The 17,755-nt window shown below is 63.1% G+C and carries 15 protein-coding genes and 1 pseudogene; 12 read left to right on the forward strand and 4 right to left on the reverse strand.

Annotated elements, in window-relative coordinates; genetic code table 11:
• Positions 1–230: 230 nt before the first annotated feature.
• A complete protein-coding gene (locus tag ACTJKT_RS13725) occupies positions 231–671 on the reverse strand; it encodes a YkgJ family cysteine cluster protein (RefSeq protein ID WP_007925937.1) in 441 nt (146 codons plus the stop codon).
• A gap of 267 nt (positions 672–938) precedes the next feature.
• Here ACTJKT_RS13725 and ACTJKT_RS13730 point away from each other — a divergent pair, with 267 nt between their 5' ends.
• The 3 genes from ACTJKT_RS13730 (at position 939) to ACTJKT_RS13740 (ending at position 5,202) form a co-directional block, all read left to right on the forward strand.
• Positions 939–3,389, forward strand: a complete 2,451-nt coding sequence (locus tag ACTJKT_RS13730) for a glycogen/starch/alpha-glucan phosphorylase (RefSeq protein WP_440787490.1) — start codon at positions 939–941, stop codon at positions 3,387–3,389.
• A 196-nt stretch (positions 3,390–3,585) separates the two neighbouring features.
• Positions 3,586–4,596, forward strand: a complete 1,011-nt coding sequence (locus tag ACTJKT_RS13735; protein WP_063427854.1) for a class 1 fructose-bisphosphatase — start codon at positions 3,586–3,588, stop codon at positions 4,594–4,596.
• Between the two features lie 3 nt (positions 4,597–4,599).
• A complete protein-coding gene (locus ACTJKT_RS13740; protein WP_025808246.1) occupies positions 4,600–5,202 on the forward strand; it encodes a DUF924 family protein in 603 nt (200 codons plus the stop codon).
• Positions 5,203–5,263: 61 nt separating this feature from the next.
• On the opposite strand, the gene ACTJKT_RS13745 is transcribed toward ACTJKT_RS13740, so the two are convergent.
• Both ACTJKT_RS13745 and ACTJKT_RS13750 read right to left on the reverse strand, forming a co-directional pair.
• Positions 5,264–6,028 (reverse strand): methyl-accepting chemotaxis protein, encoded by a 765-nt coding sequence (locus tag ACTJKT_RS13745; protein WP_440787627.1) that lies wholly within the window; start codon positions 6,026–6,028, stop codon positions 5,264–5,266.
• Positions 6,029–6,121: 93 nt separating this feature from the next.
• A pseudogene (locus ACTJKT_RS13750) lies at positions 6,122–7,156 on the reverse strand (HAMP domain-containing protein); the annotation flags it as partial.
• Between the two features lie 283 nt (positions 7,157–7,439).
• Between ACTJKT_RS13750 and ACTJKT_RS13755 the strand changes: the two are divergent.
• Positions 7,440–7,694, forward strand: a complete 255-nt coding sequence (locus ACTJKT_RS13755) for a lipoprotein (protein WP_045886280.1) — start codon at positions 7,440–7,442, stop codon at positions 7,692–7,694.
• A 36-nt stretch (positions 7,695–7,730) separates the two neighbouring features.
• On the forward strand, positions 7,731–8,300 hold the full coding sequence (locus tag ACTJKT_RS13760; protein ID WP_097305986.1) for a lipocalin family protein: 570 nt from the start codon (positions 7,731–7,733) through the stop codon (positions 8,298–8,300).
• A 44-nt stretch (positions 8,301–8,344) separates the two neighbouring features.
• On the opposite strand, the gene ACTJKT_RS13765 is transcribed toward ACTJKT_RS13760, so the two are convergent.
• Positions 8,345–9,709 (reverse strand): formimidoylglutamate deiminase, encoded by a 1,365-nt coding sequence (locus ACTJKT_RS13765; protein WP_440787491.1) that lies wholly within the window; start codon positions 9,707–9,709, stop codon positions 8,345–8,347.
• A gap of 188 nt (positions 9,710–9,897) precedes the next feature.
• Here ACTJKT_RS13765 and hutC point away from each other — a divergent pair, with 188 nt between their 5' ends.
• The 7 genes from hutC to ACTJKT_RS13800 all read left to right on the forward strand — a co-directional run bounded on the left by hutC (position 9,898) and on the right by ACTJKT_RS13800 (position 17,678).
• Complete coding sequence (gene hutC / locus ACTJKT_RS13770; protein ID WP_440787628.1) at positions 9,898–10,566, forward strand: histidine utilization repressor; 669 nt, start codon at positions 9,898–9,900, stop codon at positions 10,564–10,566.
• A 12-nt stretch (positions 10,567–10,578) separates the two neighbouring features.
• Complete coding sequence (locus ACTJKT_RS13775) at positions 10,579–11,151, forward strand: HutD/Ves family protein (RefSeq protein ID WP_081362919.1); 573 nt, start codon at positions 10,579–10,581, stop codon at positions 11,149–11,151.
• A 470-nt stretch (positions 11,152–11,621) separates the two neighbouring features.
• Entirely contained in the window at positions 11,622–13,304 is a 1,683-nt protein-coding gene (gene hutU, locus ACTJKT_RS13780) for a urocanate hydratase (RefSeq protein ID WP_009046561.1), read from the forward strand.
• Positions 13,305–13,421: 117 nt separating this feature from the next.
• The gene (locus tag ACTJKT_RS13785; RefSeq protein WP_097305980.1) at positions 13,422–14,885 is read left to right on the forward strand and encodes a purine-cytosine permease family protein; all 1,464 of its coding nucleotides are present in this window, start codon (positions 13,422–13,424) and stop codon (positions 14,883–14,885) included.
• A 74-nt stretch (positions 14,886–14,959) separates the two neighbouring features.
• Positions 14,960–15,928, forward strand: coding sequence for an ABC transporter substrate-binding protein (locus tag ACTJKT_RS13790; protein ID WP_097305978.1), 969 nt, complete (start codon positions 14,960–14,962; stop codon positions 15,926–15,928).
• Positions 15,929–15,999: 71 nt separating this feature from the next.
• Positions 16,000–16,851: an ABC transporter permease gene (locus ACTJKT_RS13795; protein WP_009046564.1), complete on the forward strand. Its 852-nt coding sequence runs from the start codon at positions 16,000–16,002 to the stop codon at positions 16,849–16,851.
• The gene (locus ACTJKT_RS13800; protein ID WP_053277086.1) at positions 16,848–17,678 is read left to right on the forward strand and encodes a quaternary amine ABC transporter ATP-binding protein; all 831 of its coding nucleotides are present in this window, start codon (positions 16,848–16,850) and stop codon (positions 17,676–17,678) included. The genes ACTJKT_RS13795 and ACTJKT_RS13800 overlap by 4 nt, the downstream gene beginning before the upstream one ends.
• Positions 17,679–17,755 lie beyond the last annotated feature (77 nt).

Raw genomic sequence — 17,755 nt, forward strand, 5'->3', positions numbered from 1 at the left:
TAGAAACGCCCCCGGTCGAAAGGCCGGGGGCGTTTTTTTTGATCTGCGAAAAAGGTGCTGCTTACCGCCTGTAGCCGCTGCCGAGGCACGAGGCTGCGATCGGCTGCGCAGCAGTCGTAATACGGCCACCGCCGAGTTTCAGGTGTACCGCGTCGTATGGTTTTGCGGNCTACAGGGCTACAGGGCGGTAGGGTTATGCGGGGAGCGGGGTTATAGGCGCAGGCCTGGGCTCAGAAGCGTTCCAGGGTCCGGCTGCTGGTGTTGGTCGGGCGCTCGACCGGCTTGGGCTTGTATGCGCAATAGCCCGGGCGCGGGCCGATCTTCGGGTGGTTGCGGCAGGTGTCGGGGCGCTTGTCATAAATGGTGCACAGGCGGCTCTTACGATCCAGATACAGGCAGTCGTTGTTGCTCATGCGCTGCAGGGTGAAGATCTCGGACTTCTGGTTGTAGCGCTCGACGATGCCTTCCTTCTGCAGGCGCTTGGCGATGTTCTTCGCCGGCTCGCCGCGCTCGAATTCGTCGACGATGCCGATGCGGATCAGATCCTTGATCTTGACCTCCACCGGCAGGGTGCAGCAGCTGGACATGCAGGAGCCGCACATGGGCGCGGAATACTTGGCCCAGGTATCGAGTCGGTCGATTTCCGCGGCGGCGATCAGGTTGGACTTCATCAGGCGTGTTTCCAGCGTGTGTATCAGGGCGCGCGATCATACCGGTACTGGTGGATTTTTGAACAACCATTTAACGGAATTTACGCCTGTCCAGGGGGATTGTAGGGTCGGCACGGCATCTGCATCATTTTTACCAGCTGCCGCGGGAGACGCCGCCTTTGTTCGGGCAATTGCAAGACGCACCGAACCAGAGACTTTGGCTCCTGTCAGACCGACTAGGCTCAGACAATTCCATGCTCACTGTCTATCTCGCTCGAGGTCGTATCCATGACTGAGGAACTGCAGGTTCGTGACGCTGAGGTGGCCGCTTTTCGCGACGCCGTGTTGAACAAGCTCACCTACGCGGTGGGCAAGGACCCGGACCACGCCTTCGACCATGACTGGTTCGAGGCCATCGCCCTGGCGGCGCGCGATCACATGGTCGAGCACTGGATGGACCATACGCGGCAGATCTACCGCAAGGGCCAGAAGCGCGTTTATTACCTGTCCCTGGAGTTCCTCATCGGCCGCCTGCTCTTCGACAGCCTGAGCAACCTCGGGCTGCTGGACGTGGCGCGCGATGCGCTGAGCGATCTGGGCGTCGACCTGGAGCGCATCCGCCTGCTGGAGCCGGACGCGGCGCTGGGCAACGGTGGCCTCGGCCGCTTGGCGGCGTGCTTCATGGAAAGCATGTCGACCCTGGGCATTGCCGGCCACGGCTACGGCATCCGTTACGAACACGGCCTGTTCCGCCAGGCCATAGTCGATGGCTGGCAGCAGGAGCAGACCGAGCACTGGCTGGACTTCGGCAACCCCTGGGAGTTCGAGCGCCCCGAAGTGATCTATTCGATCGGCTTCGGTGGCAGCGTCGATACCGTCACCGACGAGGCCGGCCACACCCGGCAGGTCTGGTGGCCGGCGGAAACCGTGCGCGCGGTGGCCTACGACACGCCGGTGGTCGGCTGGCGCGGCGCCAGCGTCAACACCCTGCGCCTGTGGCGGGCGCGGGCCATGGAAGACCTGCACCTGGAACGCTTCAACGCCGGCGACCACCTCGGCGCGGTGGCCGAGGTGGCCCGCGCCGAGAGTATCTCGCGGGTGCTCTACCCGGCGGACAGCACCGAAGCCGGGCAGGAGTTGCGCCTGCGCCAGGAATACTTCTTCGTCTCCGCGTCCTTGCAGGACCTGCTGCGCCGGCACAAGAACATGCACGATTCGGTGCTCAGCCTCGGCGAGCATGCGGCGATCCAGCTCAACGACACCCACCCGTCGATCGCCGTGGCCGAGCTGATGCGCCAGCTGGTGGACCTGCACGGCATCGCCTGGGAAGCGGCCTGGCAGATCACCGTCGAGACCCTGGCCTACACCAACCACACGTTGCTGCCTGAAGCCCTGGAAACCTGGCCGGTGGGCCTGATGGAGCGCATGCTGCCGCGGCACATGCAGATCATTTACCTGATCAACGCCCAGCACATCGATTCGCTGCGGGCCAAGGGTATTCATGACTTCGACGTGCTGCGCGCAGTGTCGCTGATCGAGGAAGACAACGGCCGCCGGGTGCGCATGGGCAACCTGGCGTTTCTCGGTTCCCACAGCGTCAACGGCGTGTCCGGCCTGCACACCCAGCTGATGCGCAGCACGGTGTTCTCCGAGCTGCACAAGCTGTATCCGGAGCGGATCAACAACAAGACCAACGGCATCACCTTCCGCCGCTGGCTGTACCAGGCCAACCCCAAACTGACGGCGATGCTGGTCGAGGCCGTCGGCCCGGAGCTGCTGGACAACCCTGAAGAGCTGTTGCTCAAGCTCGAACCCTTCGCCGAGAAACCGGCCTTTCGTAAGCAGTTCGCCGAGCAGCGCCTGCACAGCAAGCGCGCGCTGGCGGCGATCATCCATGAGCGCCTGGGCATCGCGGTCAATCCGGCGGCGCTGTTCGACGTGCAGGTCAAACGGATCCACGAGTACAAGCGCCAGTTGCTCAACCTGTTGCACACCGTGGCGCTGTACCAGGCGATCCGCGCCGAGCCGGAGATCGACTGGGTGCCGCGGGTGAAGATCTTCGCCGGCAAGGCCGCGGCCAGTTATCACCAGGCCAAGCTGATCATCAAACTGAGCAACGACATCGCCCGCACCGTGAACAACGACCCGACCGTGCGCGGCCTGCTCAAGGTGGTGTTCCTGCCCAACTACAACGTCAGCCTGGCCGAAAGCATCATCCCGGCGGCCGACCTATCGGAGCAGATCTCCACCGCCGGCTTCGAGGCCTCGGGCACCAGCAACATGAAGTTCGGCCTCAACGGCGCCCTGACCATCGGCACCCTGGACGGCGCCAACGTCGAGATGTGCGAGCGGGTCGGCGCCGAGCACATGTTCATCTTCGGCCTCAGCGCCCAGCAGGTGGAGGCGCGCAAGCGCAATGGCGAGTTCAGCGCGGTGCCGGATATCGCTGCCTCCCATCGTCTCAACGATGTGCTGCAGGCGATTCGTGGCGGGGTGTTCTCGCCGGACGATCCGGCCCGCTACACCGGTCTTATCGATTCGCTGATCGACTATGACCGCTTCCATGTGTGCGCCGATTTCGACTCCTACTGGAATGCCCAGCTGCATGTCGAAGAGCGCTGGCGCGACAGCAATCAATGGTGGCGCTCGGCGGTGCTCAACAGCGCGCGCATGGGCTGGTTCTCTTCGGACCGGACCATTCGCGAGTACGCCACGCAGATCTGGAAGGCTCTGGAATAGGCTGCTCGCGGGCCCCCTAGGGGCGAAAGGGCGCAGGCCAGCGCGGCCTGCGCCAGCGGCTACAGGTCGGATTTCGGGCTACGCTCAACCCCAGGCATGAACTCTCTATGGCGGATCTCGTCTCATAGGAGGAAATGCACCCCGACTCGCGCTAAACTGCGCGGGTTTTTTACCCCCCATTCCTCCGGAGCCTTCCATGTCCCGCGTTACCCTGAGTCGCTATTTGATTGAGCAGACCCGCAGCAACAACACTCCTGCCGATCTGCGCTTCCTGATCGAAGTGGTGGCGCGTGCCTGCAAGGAGATCAGCCACGCCGTGTCCAAAGGCGCCCTGGGCGGTGTTCTGGGCAGTATGGGCACTGAAAACGTCCAAGGCGAAGTGCAGAAGAAGCTCGACGTGCTCTCCAACGAGATCCTGCTCGAAGCCAACGAATGGGGCGGCCACCTGGCCGGCATGGCGTCCGAGGAAATGGACAATGCCTACCAGATCCCGGGCAAATACCCGAAAGGCGCCTACCTGCTGGTGTTCGACCCACTGGACGGTTCGTCGAACATCGATATCAACGCGCCGGTCGGTACCATCTTCTCCGTGCTGCGTTGCCCGAACGAATACCTGAGCCAGAACGAAGCCCTGAACGAAAAGGCCTTCCTGCAACCAGGCACCCAGCAGGTAGCCGCCGGCTATGCCATCTACGGCCCGCAGACCATGCTGGTGCTGACCCTGGGCGATGGCGTCAAGGGCTTTACCCTGGACCGTGAAATGGGCAGCTTCGTGCTGACCCACGAAGACCTGACCATTCCTGAGAGCACCCAGGAATTCGCCATCAACATGTCCAACCAGCGTCACTGGGAAGCGCCGGTCGCGCGCTACGTGAGCGAGTTGATGGCCGGCGAGGAAGGCCCGGTGAAGAAGAACTTCAACATGCGCTGGGTCGCCGCGATGGTGGCCGACGTGCACCGCATCCTGACCCGTGGCGGCGTGTTCATGTATCCACGCGACAGCCGCGAGCCATCGAAGCCGGGCAAACTGCGCCTGATGTACGAAGCCAACCCGATGTCGTTCCTGGTTGAACAGGCCGGCGGCGCAGCCACCGACGGTCACCAGCGCATTCTCGACATCCAGCCTGAAGGCCTGCACCAGCGCGTAGCGGTGTTCCTCGGCTCGAAGGAAGAAGTCGCCCGCGTCACCTCCTACCACAAGGAATGAATCATGGCCGCGCCCTGGCAGCCCCTGCTCGACTGGTGGTTCGGCTCTGCCGAGAAACCTGCGGACATCCGAGCTGAAAAGGGCGGGCTGTGGTTTGGCAAGCGCGACAGCCAGGACCTCGAAGCGCGCGAGCGTTTCGGGGATCTGGTGGAACAGGCGCTGGCCGGCGGATTGACCGAGTGGGCGCAACGCCCGCAAGGCTGGCTGGCCCTGGTGCTGCTGCTCGACCAGCTGCCGCGCATGCTGTATCGCGAAACCCCCAAGAGTTTTTCCGGCGACCTGCGAGCCCAGGCATTGGTGGCCCAGGGCATCGCCGCGGATTTCGACCGGCAACTGCCGGCGATGCAGCGCAGTTTCATCTACCTGGTGTTCGAGCATTGCGAGAATCTGGCGGTGCAGAACGAAGCGATCTCCAGGTTCGCCGCGTTGCAGGACGAACAGCCGCCGGAAGATCGACCGGTGTTCGCCGACCAGCTGGATTACGCCGAACGGCATCAGAAAATCATCGCCCGCTTCGGGCGCTTCCCCCATCGCAATCGGATTCTCGGGCGTGAATCGACGCCGGAGGAACTGGCATTCCTGCGCGAGCCGGGTTCCAGCTTCTAAATCTGCTGAGCAGCATCAAAAGCTATCGCGGGCAAGCCTCGCTCCTANCCCGCGATGCTTTTCAGATCCGGAAACTGCCCACCAGATGCTTCAACCGCGCCGCCTGTTGCTCCAGATCGGCGCAGGCACGCAGGGTCGCCTGCAGGTTTTCCACGCCTTCCTGGTGGAGGGTGTTGATCTCGGTGATGTCGACGTTGATCGACTCGACCACGGCGGTCTGTTCTTCGGTGGCGGTGGCCACGGACTGGTTCATGCCGTCGATCTCACCGATGCGCTGGGTCACACTGCCCAAGCGCTGACCGGCCTGGTTGGCGATGCCGACGCTGCTTTCGCTCTCGCGCTGGCTTTCGGTCATGGTGTTCACCGCCTGGCGGGCGCCGACCTGCAGTTCCTCGATCATCTTCTGCACTTGCTGCGCCGAGTCCTGGGTGCGGTGGGCGAGGTTGCGCACTTCATCGGCGACCACCGCGAAACCGCGGCCGGCCTCACCGGCGCGGGCGGCTTCGATGGCGGCGTTGAGGGCCAGCAGGTTGGTCTGCTGGGAGATGCTGGTGATGACTTCGAGGATCTGCCCGATGTTCACCGTGTTGCTGTTCAGGGTTTCGATATTGCCGCAGGAGTCGCTGATCTTCGCCGACAGTTGCTGCATGGCGGCGATGGTCTGGTCCACCACGGCCTGGCCTTCGCTGGCCAGGTTGCGCGCATCGCTGGAGTGCTGCGACGCCAGGGCGGCGTTCTGGGCGATTTCCTGGGCGGCGGCGCCGAGCTGGTTGATCGCCGCGGCGACGCTGCTGGTGCGCGAGGCCTGCTGGTCGGAGTTGAACATCGACGAGTTCGAGGCACTGACCACCCGCAGGGCGACTTCGTTGACCTGGCCGGTGGCCGAGGCGACTTCGCGGATCGAACCCTGAACCCGTTCGACGAAGCGGTTGAACGACGCGCCCAGGGTGCCGAATTCGTCGTGGCCATGGATGGTCAGGCGCTTGGTCAGATCGCCTTCGCCCTCGGCGATGTCGTGCATGGCGCGGCCCATCAGGTGCAGCGGTTGCATCAGCACGCGGATCAGCATGCCCAGCAGGCTGATGATGATCACCACGGCAATCAGCATGGCAATGATCGCCGAGGTGCGGAACTCGCTGAGCATCGAGAACGCGGTGTCCTTGTCCAGCACCAGCGCCACGTACCAGTCCGCCGAGGGTACGCCGTTGACCCGGGTGAAGGAGATGAACTGGGTCTTGCCGTCCAGCTCGACTTCCTTCAGGCCCGGGCTGACCTGCGGGGCGCCATTGGGGTAGGCGTCGCTGAGGTTCTTGAGCACCAGCTTGCTGTCCGGGTGGATCAGGATCTTGCCGCCGGCGCTGACGATGAACGCCTGACCATGGCCGCCGAAGTTCAGCGAGTTGATGATGGCGCTGACGTTGGACAGGTCGATGTCGGCCCCGGCGATGCCGATGAAGCTGCCCTGGTGCTGGACCGGGGTGGCGACGGTGATCACCAGCTTGCCGGAAGAGGCGGCGATGTAGGGTTCGGTGACGATGGTCTGTTGGGCCGAGTTGGCCGCCTTGTACCAGCCGCGGGCGCGCGGGTCGTAGTCGGGCGCGCGGTTGCCCGCCGGGACCGAGAACATCGCGCCGTCCTGGCCGCCGAAGTAGCTGAGCTGGAAGTTGCTGGCGTAGGCGGGGAGGCCGACGCTGCGTTTCAGGCCGTCGGCGCCGCTGCCGTCCACGGCGATCTGCTGGGCCAGGGTGTGCAGCAACTGGATGCGGCTTTCCAGCCAGGTCTGGATGTTGCTGCTGGTCAGGCTGCCGAGTTCCTGCATGGAGGACTCGTTGCTGCTGCGCAGGGCCTCGCGCTGTCGATAGTCGTTGAACAGGATAAAACAGGCGAACGCAACGGCGACCACAAGAGCGGCGGCAAGCAGGATCTTATGGCTGAATTTCATGTTTCTGGTCATTAGGTGAACTACCGCGAGAGGGTGGTCAGCGAGGGGGCGTCAATTTGCCATAACGGCGGCTTTTGCGCTGCTTTTATGTCGACTGGCCATCATGAAAGATTAGGCGCGCCGAGCGCTGTCCGACGAAATGCTTTTTGCTCCTGCAAAGTGATTGATTCCGGAGGAAATGCTGGGCGCTGCGTCACAATAAATAGGCGCCTGGCTGGGGAACCAGACGGGGCTTTTCTCTTCTAAGCTTCTGGTTGGCAGCATGCCATCCCCCCGTCCGTCCAGGAGTTTCACCATGTCCCTGCGTTCTCTCGCTCTGTTGTCGTTCTGCGTGCTGTTGGCTGCATGCGGCAAGGTCAATCAGGAAAACTATTCCAAGCTGTCGGCCGGCATGCCCAAGGCCGAAGTTGAAAAACTGCTGGGCAAACCGACCGACTGTTCCGGCGCGCTGGGCATGTCCAGCTGCACCTGGGGCGACAAGAACAGCTTTATCAGCGTGCAGTACGCCGGTGACAAAGTGCTGATGTTTTCCGGGCAAGGCCTGAAGTAAAAAAAACCGGGGCCACGTGCCCACGGGAGAAAAATAATGATGCGTTTGGTAGTCACTCTTCTGGCCGGCCTGTTGTTGGCCGGCTGCGCCACTTCCCGGGACGATTCACTGGCGCCCAAGACCGTTAATCACGTCGATCTAAAGCGTTACCAAGGGACCTGGTACGAGTTGGCGCGTTTGCCGATGTATTTCCAGCGCAATTGCGCGCAATCCGAAGCCCGCTACACCCTGCTGCCCGAAGGCAATATGGCGGTACTCAACCGCTGCCTGACCGCCAACTGGCAATGGGAAGAGGTGCGGGGCACGGCAACGCCGCAGGCGCCGGATAAAACCGACAAGCTGTGGGTCGAGTTCGATACCTGGTTTTCCCGGTTGATACCGGGCCTGGCCAGGGGCGACTACTGGGTGCTGTACGTGAGCGACGACTACAAGACCGCCATTGTCGGCAACCCGGATCGTCGATACCTGTGGCTGTTGTCGCGCCGGCCGAATGTCAGCGAGGCGGTTCGCGAGGACCTGCTGAGCAGGGCGCGTCAGCAAGGATATGACACCACCCGCCTGATCTGGCGCGTGTCGGACAAGGCGATGGCCAAGACCTCGAAGTGAATCCATACAGGAGCCAGCAAAGCTGGCTCCTGTGGTAACGGGTTTCAGCCGAGCAGGTCGCGCAGCACCTGGGTAAAGGCCCGGTTGCTTTCTTCCTCGCCTGCGTGACGTCCGTCGCGCACGACCCACTGTCCGTTGACCAGCACATCGCGCACCTGACGATCGCCGCCAGCGAACAGCCAGCGGTTGAGAATGCCGTCGCCCTCGGCGGTGGCCAGGTAAGGATCGCTGCCGTCGAGCACCAGCCAGTCGGCGCGCTTGCCCACTTCCAGGGCGCCGATCGGCTGCCCCAGGGCCTGGGCGCCGCCGTCCAGCGCGGCGTCATACAGGGTGCGGCCAACCATCGGCTGGTCGTTGCGATACAGGCGGTTGCGGCGTTGATCGCGCAGACGCTGGCCATATTCCGCCCAGCGCAATTCCTCCACCACGCTCAGCGACACATGGCTGTCGGAACCGATGCCCATGCGGCCGCCCTGGGCGAGGAAATCCACTGCCGGGAAAATCCCGTCGCCGAGGTTGGCTTCGGTGGTCAGGCACAGGCCGGCAATCGCCCGGCTTTGCGCCATGAGGCTGACTTCTTCGGCATTGGCGTGGGTGGCGTGGACCAGGCACCAGCGCTGATCGACCTCGGTATTTTCATACAGCCATTGCAGCGGCCGACGCCCGCTCCAGGTCAGGCAGTCGTCGACTTCCTTCTGCTGTTCGGCGATGTGGATATGCACCGGGCACTGCTTGTCGCTGGCGGCCAGCACCTCGCTGATCTGCTGCGGGGTGACCGCGCGCAACGAGTGGAAGCACAGCCCCAGTTGCTGGGCCGGTTGCCGGGCCAGCAGCGGTTGCAGGCGGCTTTGCAGCTTGAGGTAGTTTTCCGTGCTGTTGATGAAGCGGCGCTGGCCTTCATTGGGTGCCTGGCCGCCGAAGCCGGAGTGGCTGTACAGCACTGGCAGCAGGGTCAGGCCGATGCCGGCGGCGCTGGCGGCCTGGCTGATACGCAGCGACAGCTCGGCCGGGTCGGCGTAGGGCTGGCCGCTGGTGTCGTGATGCACGTAATGGAATTCGGCGACCGAGGTGTAACCGGCCTTGAGCATTTCGATGTACAGCTGACGGGCGATGATGCCCAGCTGGTCCGGGCTGATCTTGCCCACCAGGCGATACATCAGGTCGCGCCAGGTCCAGAAGCTGTCGTTGGGGTTGCCGGCCACTTCCGCCAGCCCGGCCATCGCCCGCTGGAAGGCGTGGGAGTGCAGGTTGGGCATGCCCGGCAGCAGCGGGCCCTGTAGCCGTTCGGCGCCTTGCGCGCTGGCATTGGCCTGGATGTGGGTCAGCAGGCCGTCGGCGCTGACCTCGAGACGTACGTTGTTGGCCCATCCGTTAGGCAGCAGTGCGCGTTCGGCAAAGAAGGCGGACATGGTTCAAGCACCCCGTCGTGTGTTATTTGTATATACATATACAGACGTTTGCCTGCTCGGTAAACTCCGGCAAGCTAGTCACTTTCTTCGACCAACAAGGATTTCCCGTGCCGACTCCGCCCGCCAACTCCCCGCTGGCCGCCCATCTGGGCGATAGTCCGGCGCCCCTGTACGCCCGCGTCAAGCAGATGATCACTCAGCAGATCGAGAGCGGAAACTGGCCGCCGCACTACCGTGTGCCCTCGGAAAGCGAGCTGGTCAATCAGCTGGGTTTCAGCCGCATGACCATCAATCGCGCCCTGCGCGAGATGACCGCCGAAGGCATGCTGGTGCGCATGCAGGGCGTGGGGACTTTCGTCGCCGAACCCAAGAGCCAGTCGGCCTTGTTCGAGGTGCACAACATCGCCGACGAGATCGCCTCGCGCGGCCATCGCCACACTTGCAAGGTCATTACCCTGGGTGAAGAGGCGGCCGGTTCCGAGCGCGCCGTGGCCCTGGAAATGCGCGAAGGGCAGAGGGTCTTCCACTCGCTGATCGTGCATTTCGAGAACGATATCCCGGTGCAGATCGAGGACCGTTTCGTCAACGCGCTGGTGGCGCCGGATTACCTCAAGCAGGATTTCACCCTGCAGACCCCATACGCCTACCTGAACCAGGTCGCGCCGCTGACCGAGGGCGAGCACGTGGTCGAGGCGATTCTGGCCGAGCCGGAAGAATGCAAGTTGCTGCAGATCGAGCGCGGCGAGCCGTGCCTGCTGATTCGCCGCCGGACCTGGTCCGGCCGCCAGCCGGTGACCGCCGCGCGCCTGATCCACCCGGGTTCTCGTCACAGCCTGGAAGGGCGGTTTCATAAGTAGTAAGGGGCATCAATGACTCAGTTGAACGTTTTGCGCGCGGCCAACTACCCGCGTATGCCGTGGAAAAACGGCGGCGGCAGCACCGAAGAGATCACCCGGGACGCCGGCGTCGGCCTGGAAGGTTTCGGCTGGCGGCTGTCGATTGCCGATATCGGTGAGTCCGGCGGTTTCTCCAGCTTCGCCGGCTACCAGCGCATCATCACCGTGCTGCAAGGCGCGGGCATGACCCTGACGGTGGATGGCCAGGACACCCGCGCACTGTTACCGCTGGACCCCTTTGCCTTCAGTGGCGCCAGCCAGGTCGCGTGCACCCTGATCGATGGGCCGATTCGCGACTTCAACCTGATCTACGCGCCGGATCGCTACAGCGCCCGCTTGCAATGGTTGCAGGGTGGCCAGCGCTTCTTCACCCAGGCCAGTACGGTGCTGGTGTTCAGTGTGGCCGACGAAATGCGCGCCGACCTGGGTGGCGGTGTCGCCGCCTTGCTGGAGCGCCATGACTGCCTGCAACTGCTCGATAACCCCGGTTTGCGGGAAGTCAGCGTCAGCGGCGCTTGCTGCGTGATCGAACTGACTGCCATCTGACCTGTAGCCGCTGCCGCAGGCTGCGATAAGGCTCGAAGAGCCTTCCGAGGCCTGCAAGAGCGCGTCTCCTTCGGAGCCGATCGCAGCCTTCGGCAGCGGCTACAACGCTCTTTGTTTCTCTCCCTCCACAATGTTGTTTCCCTCGCGCACCAATTTGTTACCGAACGCCCCAGCATGGCGCAAGGCCATGTCGAAGTAACAGCTGCGACCTCCTCGTGTCTCATCCTCCCCGAAAAAATAATCGACGCTGAAACCCTTGATCCAAAGGCCTTTGCGCCATTCCTGCGATTTTCTTGAGGGTTCATTCAACGAGTTGGCCGCTTGATTGCATATGCTTGTATGTACAAGTAAAGACGTATGCGTATAAGTCGCCACGTCCCCCCTGATTCGCTTGCTGCGCAGCGCACTGCGCGCAGGCACGCTCGCCCACTGCCTGGGTTGGTTTGGATTGATCGCTGAGGAGTTTTTTCGTGACTGAGAATAAACCTACGAAATACCGGAACGTCGAAATTCGCGCTGCCCGCGGCAACAAGCTGACCGCCAAGAGCTGGCTGACAGAAGCGCCGCTGCGCATGCTGATGAACAACCTCGATCCGGAAGTCGCCGAGAACCCGAAAGAGCTGGTGGTCTACGGTGGCATCGGCCGCGCCGCGCGCAACTGGGAGTGCTACGACAAGATCGTCGAGAGCCTGACCAACCTGAATGACGACGAGACCCTGCTGGTGCAATCCGGCAAGCCGGTCGGCGTGTTCAAGACTCACAGCAATGCACCGCGCGTGCTGATCGCCAACTCCAACCTGGTCCCGCACTGGGCCACCTGGGAACACTTCAACGAACTGGATGCCAAGGGCCTGGCCATGTACGGCCAGATGACCGCCGGCAGCTGGATCTACATCGGCAGCCAGGGCATCGTCCAGGGCACCTACGAAACCTTCGTCGAAGCCGGTCGCCAGCACTACAACGACAACCTCAAGGGCCGCTGGGTCCTGACCGCCGGCCTCGGCGGCATGGGCGGCGCCCAGCCTCTGGCCGCGACCCTGGCCGGTGCCTGCTCGCTGAACATCGAATGCCAGCAGACCAGCATCGATTTCCGCCTCAAGACCCGCTATGTCGACGAGCAGGCCAAGGACCTGGACGACGCCCTGGCGCGTATCGCCAAGTACACCGCCGAAGGCAAGGCGATCTCCATCGCCCTGTGCGGCAACGCGGCTGAAATCCTTCCGGAAATGGTCCGTCGCGGCGTGCGTCCGGACATGGTCACCGACCAGACCAGCGCCCACGACCCGCTCAACGGCTACCTGCCGGCCGGCTGGACCTGGGAGCAGTACCGCGAGCGCGCCAAGACCGAGCCTGCGGCAGTGGTCAAGGCGGCCAAGCAATCGATGGCCGTGCACGTCAAGGCCATGCTCGACTTCCAGAAGCAGGGCATCCCGACCTTCGACTACGGCAACAACATCCGCCAGATGGCCCAGGAAGAAGGCGTCGAGAACGCCTTCGACTTCCCAGGTTTCGTACCGGCCTATATCCGTCCGCTGTTCTGCCGCGGCATCGGTCCGTTCCGCTGGGCCGCGCTGTCGGGCGATCCGCAGGACATCTACAAGACCGACGCCAAGGTCAAGGAACTGATCCCGGACGACGCTCACCTGCACAACTGGCTGGACATGGCGCGCGAGCGCATCAGCTTCCAGGGCCTGCCGGCGCGTATCTGCTGGGTTGGCCTGGGCCTGCGCGCCAAGCTCGGCCTGGCGTTCAACGAAATGGTGCGCAGCGGCGAGCTGTCGGCGCCGATCGTCATCGGTCGCGACCACCTGGACTCCGGCTCGGTATCCAGCCCGAACCGCGAAACCGAATCGATGCAAGACGGTTCCGACGCCGTGTCCGACTGGCCACTGCTCAACGCCCTGCTGAACACCGCCAGCGGCGCGACCTGGGTGTCCCTGCACCACGGCGGCGGCGTCGGCATGGGCTTCTCCCAGCACTCCGGGATGGTGATCGTCTGCGACGGTACCGACGAAGCGGCCGAGCGTATCGCCCGTGTGCTGCATAACGACCCGGGTACCGGTGTCATGCGTCACGCCGATGCCGGTTACCAGATCGCCATCGACTGCGCCAAGGAACAGGGCCTGAACCTGCCGATGATCACTGGCAAGTAAGCTCCCGGCGGTTTGCCGCCAGGATCAGGGAAGGAGCCGTCGCACGCTGTCATGCGGCGGCTCGGTCCATGTAGCAGAGCTTTGACATGATAAGAATCTCCCGGGAGAACAATAACGATGTCCACGGCCAGCGATAGCTCCAAACCACTGATCGAACGGCGGTCGATCAACTACATCCCCGAAACCGAACGCCACGGCAAGCTCTACAGCCAGTTCACCCTGTGGTTGGGGGCTAACCTGCAGATCACCGCCATCGTCACTGGCGCTCTGGCGGTGGTGCTGGGCGGTGATGTGTTCTGGTCGTTGATCGGCCTGCTCATCGGTCAGCTGCTGGGCGGCGGTGTGATGGCGTTGCACGCGGCGCAAGGGCCCAAGCTCGGCCTGCCGCAGATGATCTCCAGCCGGGTCCAGTTCGGTGTCTATGGCGCGGCCATTCCGATCGTCCTGGTGTGCCTGATGTACCTGGGCTTCACCGCCACCGGCACCGTGCTTTCCGGCCAGGCGCTGGGCCAGCTGTTCGGCGTCAGCGACAGCGTCGGCATCCTGATCTTCGCCAGCGTCATCGTGCTGGTCACTGTGCTTGGCTACCGGGTGATCCATTTCATCGGTCGCGCCGCCAGCGTCATTGGCGTGATCGCCTTCGTTTATCTGTTCAGTCGCCTGATGAGCCAGACCGATATCGGCGCGCTCCTGGAAATCCGCCACTTCAGCTGGAGCAGCTTCCTGCTCGCGGTGTCGCTCGCCGCGTCCTGGCAGATCGCTTTCGGCCCCTACGTGGCTGACTATTCGCGCTACCTGCCGAGCAAGACCTCCTCGGTGAAAACCTTCCTCGCCGCTGGCGCAGGTTCGGTGATCGGCGCGCAGGTGGCGATGATCCTCGGCGTGTTCGCCGCGGCCATGGCCGACGGACAGTTCGCCGGCCACGAAGTGGCCTACATCGTTGGCCTGGGCGGCAGCGGTGCCACCGCCGCGCTGCTGTACTTCAGCATCGCCTTCGGCAAGGTCACCATCTCGACGCTGAACTCCTACGGCAGCTTCATGTGCATCGCCACCATCATCAGTGGCTTCCGTGGCCATCTGGAAGTGACGCGCTTGCAACGCCTGGTGTTCGTACTGGTCATCGTCGGTACCGCGACCCTGATCGCGTTGCTCGGCCAGCACTCGTTCCTCGGTGCGTTCAAGTCCTTCATCCTGTTCCTGCTGGCCTTCTTCACCCCGTGGAGCGCGGTCAACCTGGTGGACTACTACTGCATCACCCGCGAGAACTATGACGTGCCGGCGCTGGCCGATCCGAACGGTCGTTATGGCCGCTGGAACATCCTCGGGATCAGCGTCTATGTGATCGGTGTGCTGGTGCAGCTGCCGTTCATCGCTACCAAGTTCTACACCGGTCCGCTGGTGGAAGCCCTGGGTGGCGTGGATATCTCCTGGATCGTCGGCCTGGTGGTTCCCGCAGCGCTGTATTACGTCTGCGCGAAAAAATGGCATGGCGCTGTACCCGATCGCCTGATCCTGCCGGTAGAGCAGGACTCGATCACAGAACAAAAGCTGAGTGGGGCAGGCCGCGCTACTGCGGTCTAGACCTGATTGGACGTGGACGGGCTGGATGCCTCTTGACTGCCGTAATCCATTTCAATGATTGGGAGCGTCACACAATGAAAATGAATAAGACCCTGCTGACCACTTTGCTTTCCATGGGCCTGCTGGCCAGTGCCGGCGCTACCCAGGCAGCCGGCTGGTGCGAGTCCGGCAAACCGGTGAAATTCGCCGGCCTGAACTGGGAAAGCGGCATGTTGCTGACCGACGTGCTGCAAGTGGTCCTGGAAAAAGGCTACGGCTGCAAGACCGACAGCCTGCCAGGCAACTCCATCACCATGGAGAACGCCCTGAGCAGCAATGACATCCAGATTTTCGCCGAGGAATGGGTCGGTCGCAGCGAGGTCTGGAACAAGGCCGAGAAGGCCGGCAAGGTGGTCGGCGTCGGCGCCCCGGTGGTGGGCGCCATCGAAGGCTGGTACGTGCCGCGCTACGTGATCGAGGGCGACGCCAAGCGCAAGCTGGAAGCCAAGGCCCCGGACCTGAAGAACATCGCCGACCTGGGCAAGTACGCCGCTGTGTTCAAGGACCCGGAAGAGCCGAGCAAGGGCCGTTTCTACAACTGTCCGGCCGGCTGGACCTGCGAGCTGGACAACAGCGAGATGCTGAAAAGCTACGGCCTGGAAAGCAGCTACACCAACTTCCGCCCAGGCACCGGCCCGGCACTGGATGCCGCGGTGCTGTCGAGCTACAAGCGTGGCGAGCCGATCCTGTTCTACTACTGGTCGCCAACCCCGCTGATGGGCCAGGTCGACCTGGTGAAGCTGGAAGAAAAGCCGGGCGTGGACAAGAGCGTGACCATCAAGGTCGGCCTGTCCAAGACCTTCCACGAGGAAGCGCCTGAGCTGGTGGCCGTGCTGGAAAAGGTCAACCTGCCGATCGACCTGCTGAACCAGAACCTGGGCCGCATGGCGAAGGAACGTATCGAGTCGCCGAAACTGGCGAAAATCTTTCTCAAGGAACATCCTGAAGTCTGGCACGCATGGGTGAGCGACGACGCAGCCAAGAAAATCGACGCGGCCTTGTAGGTAGAGCCTTCCCGGCTGCCTGAGCGGTAGCCGGGAGCTTCACCACAACCCACTTGATCGAGAGTCTCTTTATGTTTCCTGAAAGCTTCACCTTTTCCATCGCCGACTGGGTCAACGGTTGGGTCGATTCGCTGGTAACCAACTACGGCGATGTGTTCCGCCACATCTCCGATACCCTGCTGTGGGCCATCGTCAACCTCGAAGGCCTGCTGCGCCTGGCGCCCTGGTGGCTGATGCTGGCGATCGTCGGCGGCATCGCCTGGCATTCGACCCGCAAGCTGGTGACCACCGCGGTGATCGTCGGCCTGTTGTTCCTGGTGGGCGCGGTCGGCCTGTGGGACAAGCTGATGCAGACCCTGGCGCTGATGCTGGTGGCGACCTTCATTTCGGTGCTGATCGGCATTCCTCTGGGCATCCTCTCGGCGCGCAGCAATCGCCTGCGTTCGGTGCTGATGCCGCTCCTGGACATCATGCAGACCATGCCGAGCTTCGTGTACCTGATCCCGGTGCTGATGCTGTTCGGCCTGGGCAAGGTGCCGGCGATCTTCGCCACCGTGATCTACGCCGCGCCGCCGCTGATCCGCCTGACCGACCTGGGCATTCGCCAGGTCGACGGCGAAGTCATGGAAGCGATCAATGCCTTCGGCGCCAACCGCTGGCAGCAACTGTTCGGCGTGCAACTGCCGCTGGCCCTGCCGAGCATCATGGCCGGGATCAACCAGACCACCATGATGGCCCTGTCGATGGTGGTGATCGCCTCGATGATCGGTGCCCGTGGCCTGGGCGAAGACGTGCTGGTGGGAATCCAGACCCTCAACGTCGGCCGTGGCCTGGAAGCCGGCCTGGCGATCGTGATTCTGGCCGTGGTCATCGACCGTATTACCCAAGCCTATGGTCGTCCACGCCATGAGGTGAGCAAATGAACAACGCAACCGTAAGCAAGATCGAAGTCAAAAACGTCTTCAAGATTTTCGGCAACCGTTCGGCCGACGCGCTGAACATGATTCGCCAGAACAAGACCAAGGACCAGGTGCTGGCCGAGACTGGCTGCGTGGTCGGGGTCAACGACCTGTCGCTGAGCATCGGCACCGGCGAGATCTTCGTGATCATGGGCCTGTCCGGCTCCGGCAAGTCGACCCTGGTGCGCCACTTCAACCGCCTGATCGACCCGACCAGCGGCGCGATCCTGGTGGATGGCGTGGACATCCTGCAATACGACATGGAAGCCCTGCGCGAATTTCGCCGGCACAAGATCAGCATGGTGTTCCAGAGCTTCGGCCTGTTGCCGCACAAGACCGTGCTGGAAAACACCGCCTATGGCCTCAAGGTGCGCGGCGAGAGCAAGGAAGTCTGCGCCGAACGCGCGCAGCACTGGATCAACACCGTGGGCCTCAAGGGCTACGAGGCCAAGTACCCGCACCAGCTGTCCGGCGGCATGCGCCAGCGCGTCGGCCTGGCCCGCGCCCTGGCGGCGGACACCGACATCATCCTGATGGACGAGGCCTTCAGTGCCCTCGACCCGCTGATCCGCGCCGAGATGCAGGACCAGTTGCTGGAGCTGCAAAAGACCCTGCACAAGACCATCGTCTTCATTACCCACGACCTCGACGAGGCCGTGCGCATCGGCAACCGCATCGCGATCCTCAAGGATGGCCGGCTGATCCAGGTCGGTACGCCGAAAGAGATCCTGCATTCGCCGGCGGACGAGTACGTCGACCGCTTCGTGCAGCGGCGCGCAGCGGTGGTTTAAAGGCTTGGGGCGGGCCTCTTGCTCTGTAGGAGCGAGGCTTGCCCGCGAAGGCGGCGGTAAAGCTGCATCAATGTTCA

It is taken from the genome of Pseudomonas sp. 22526, from assembly GCF_052044735.1.
In the GTDB taxonomy this organism is placed as follows: domain Bacteria; phylum Pseudomonadota; class Gammaproteobacteria; order Pseudomonadales; family Pseudomonadaceae; genus Aquipseudomonas; species Aquipseudomonas piscium.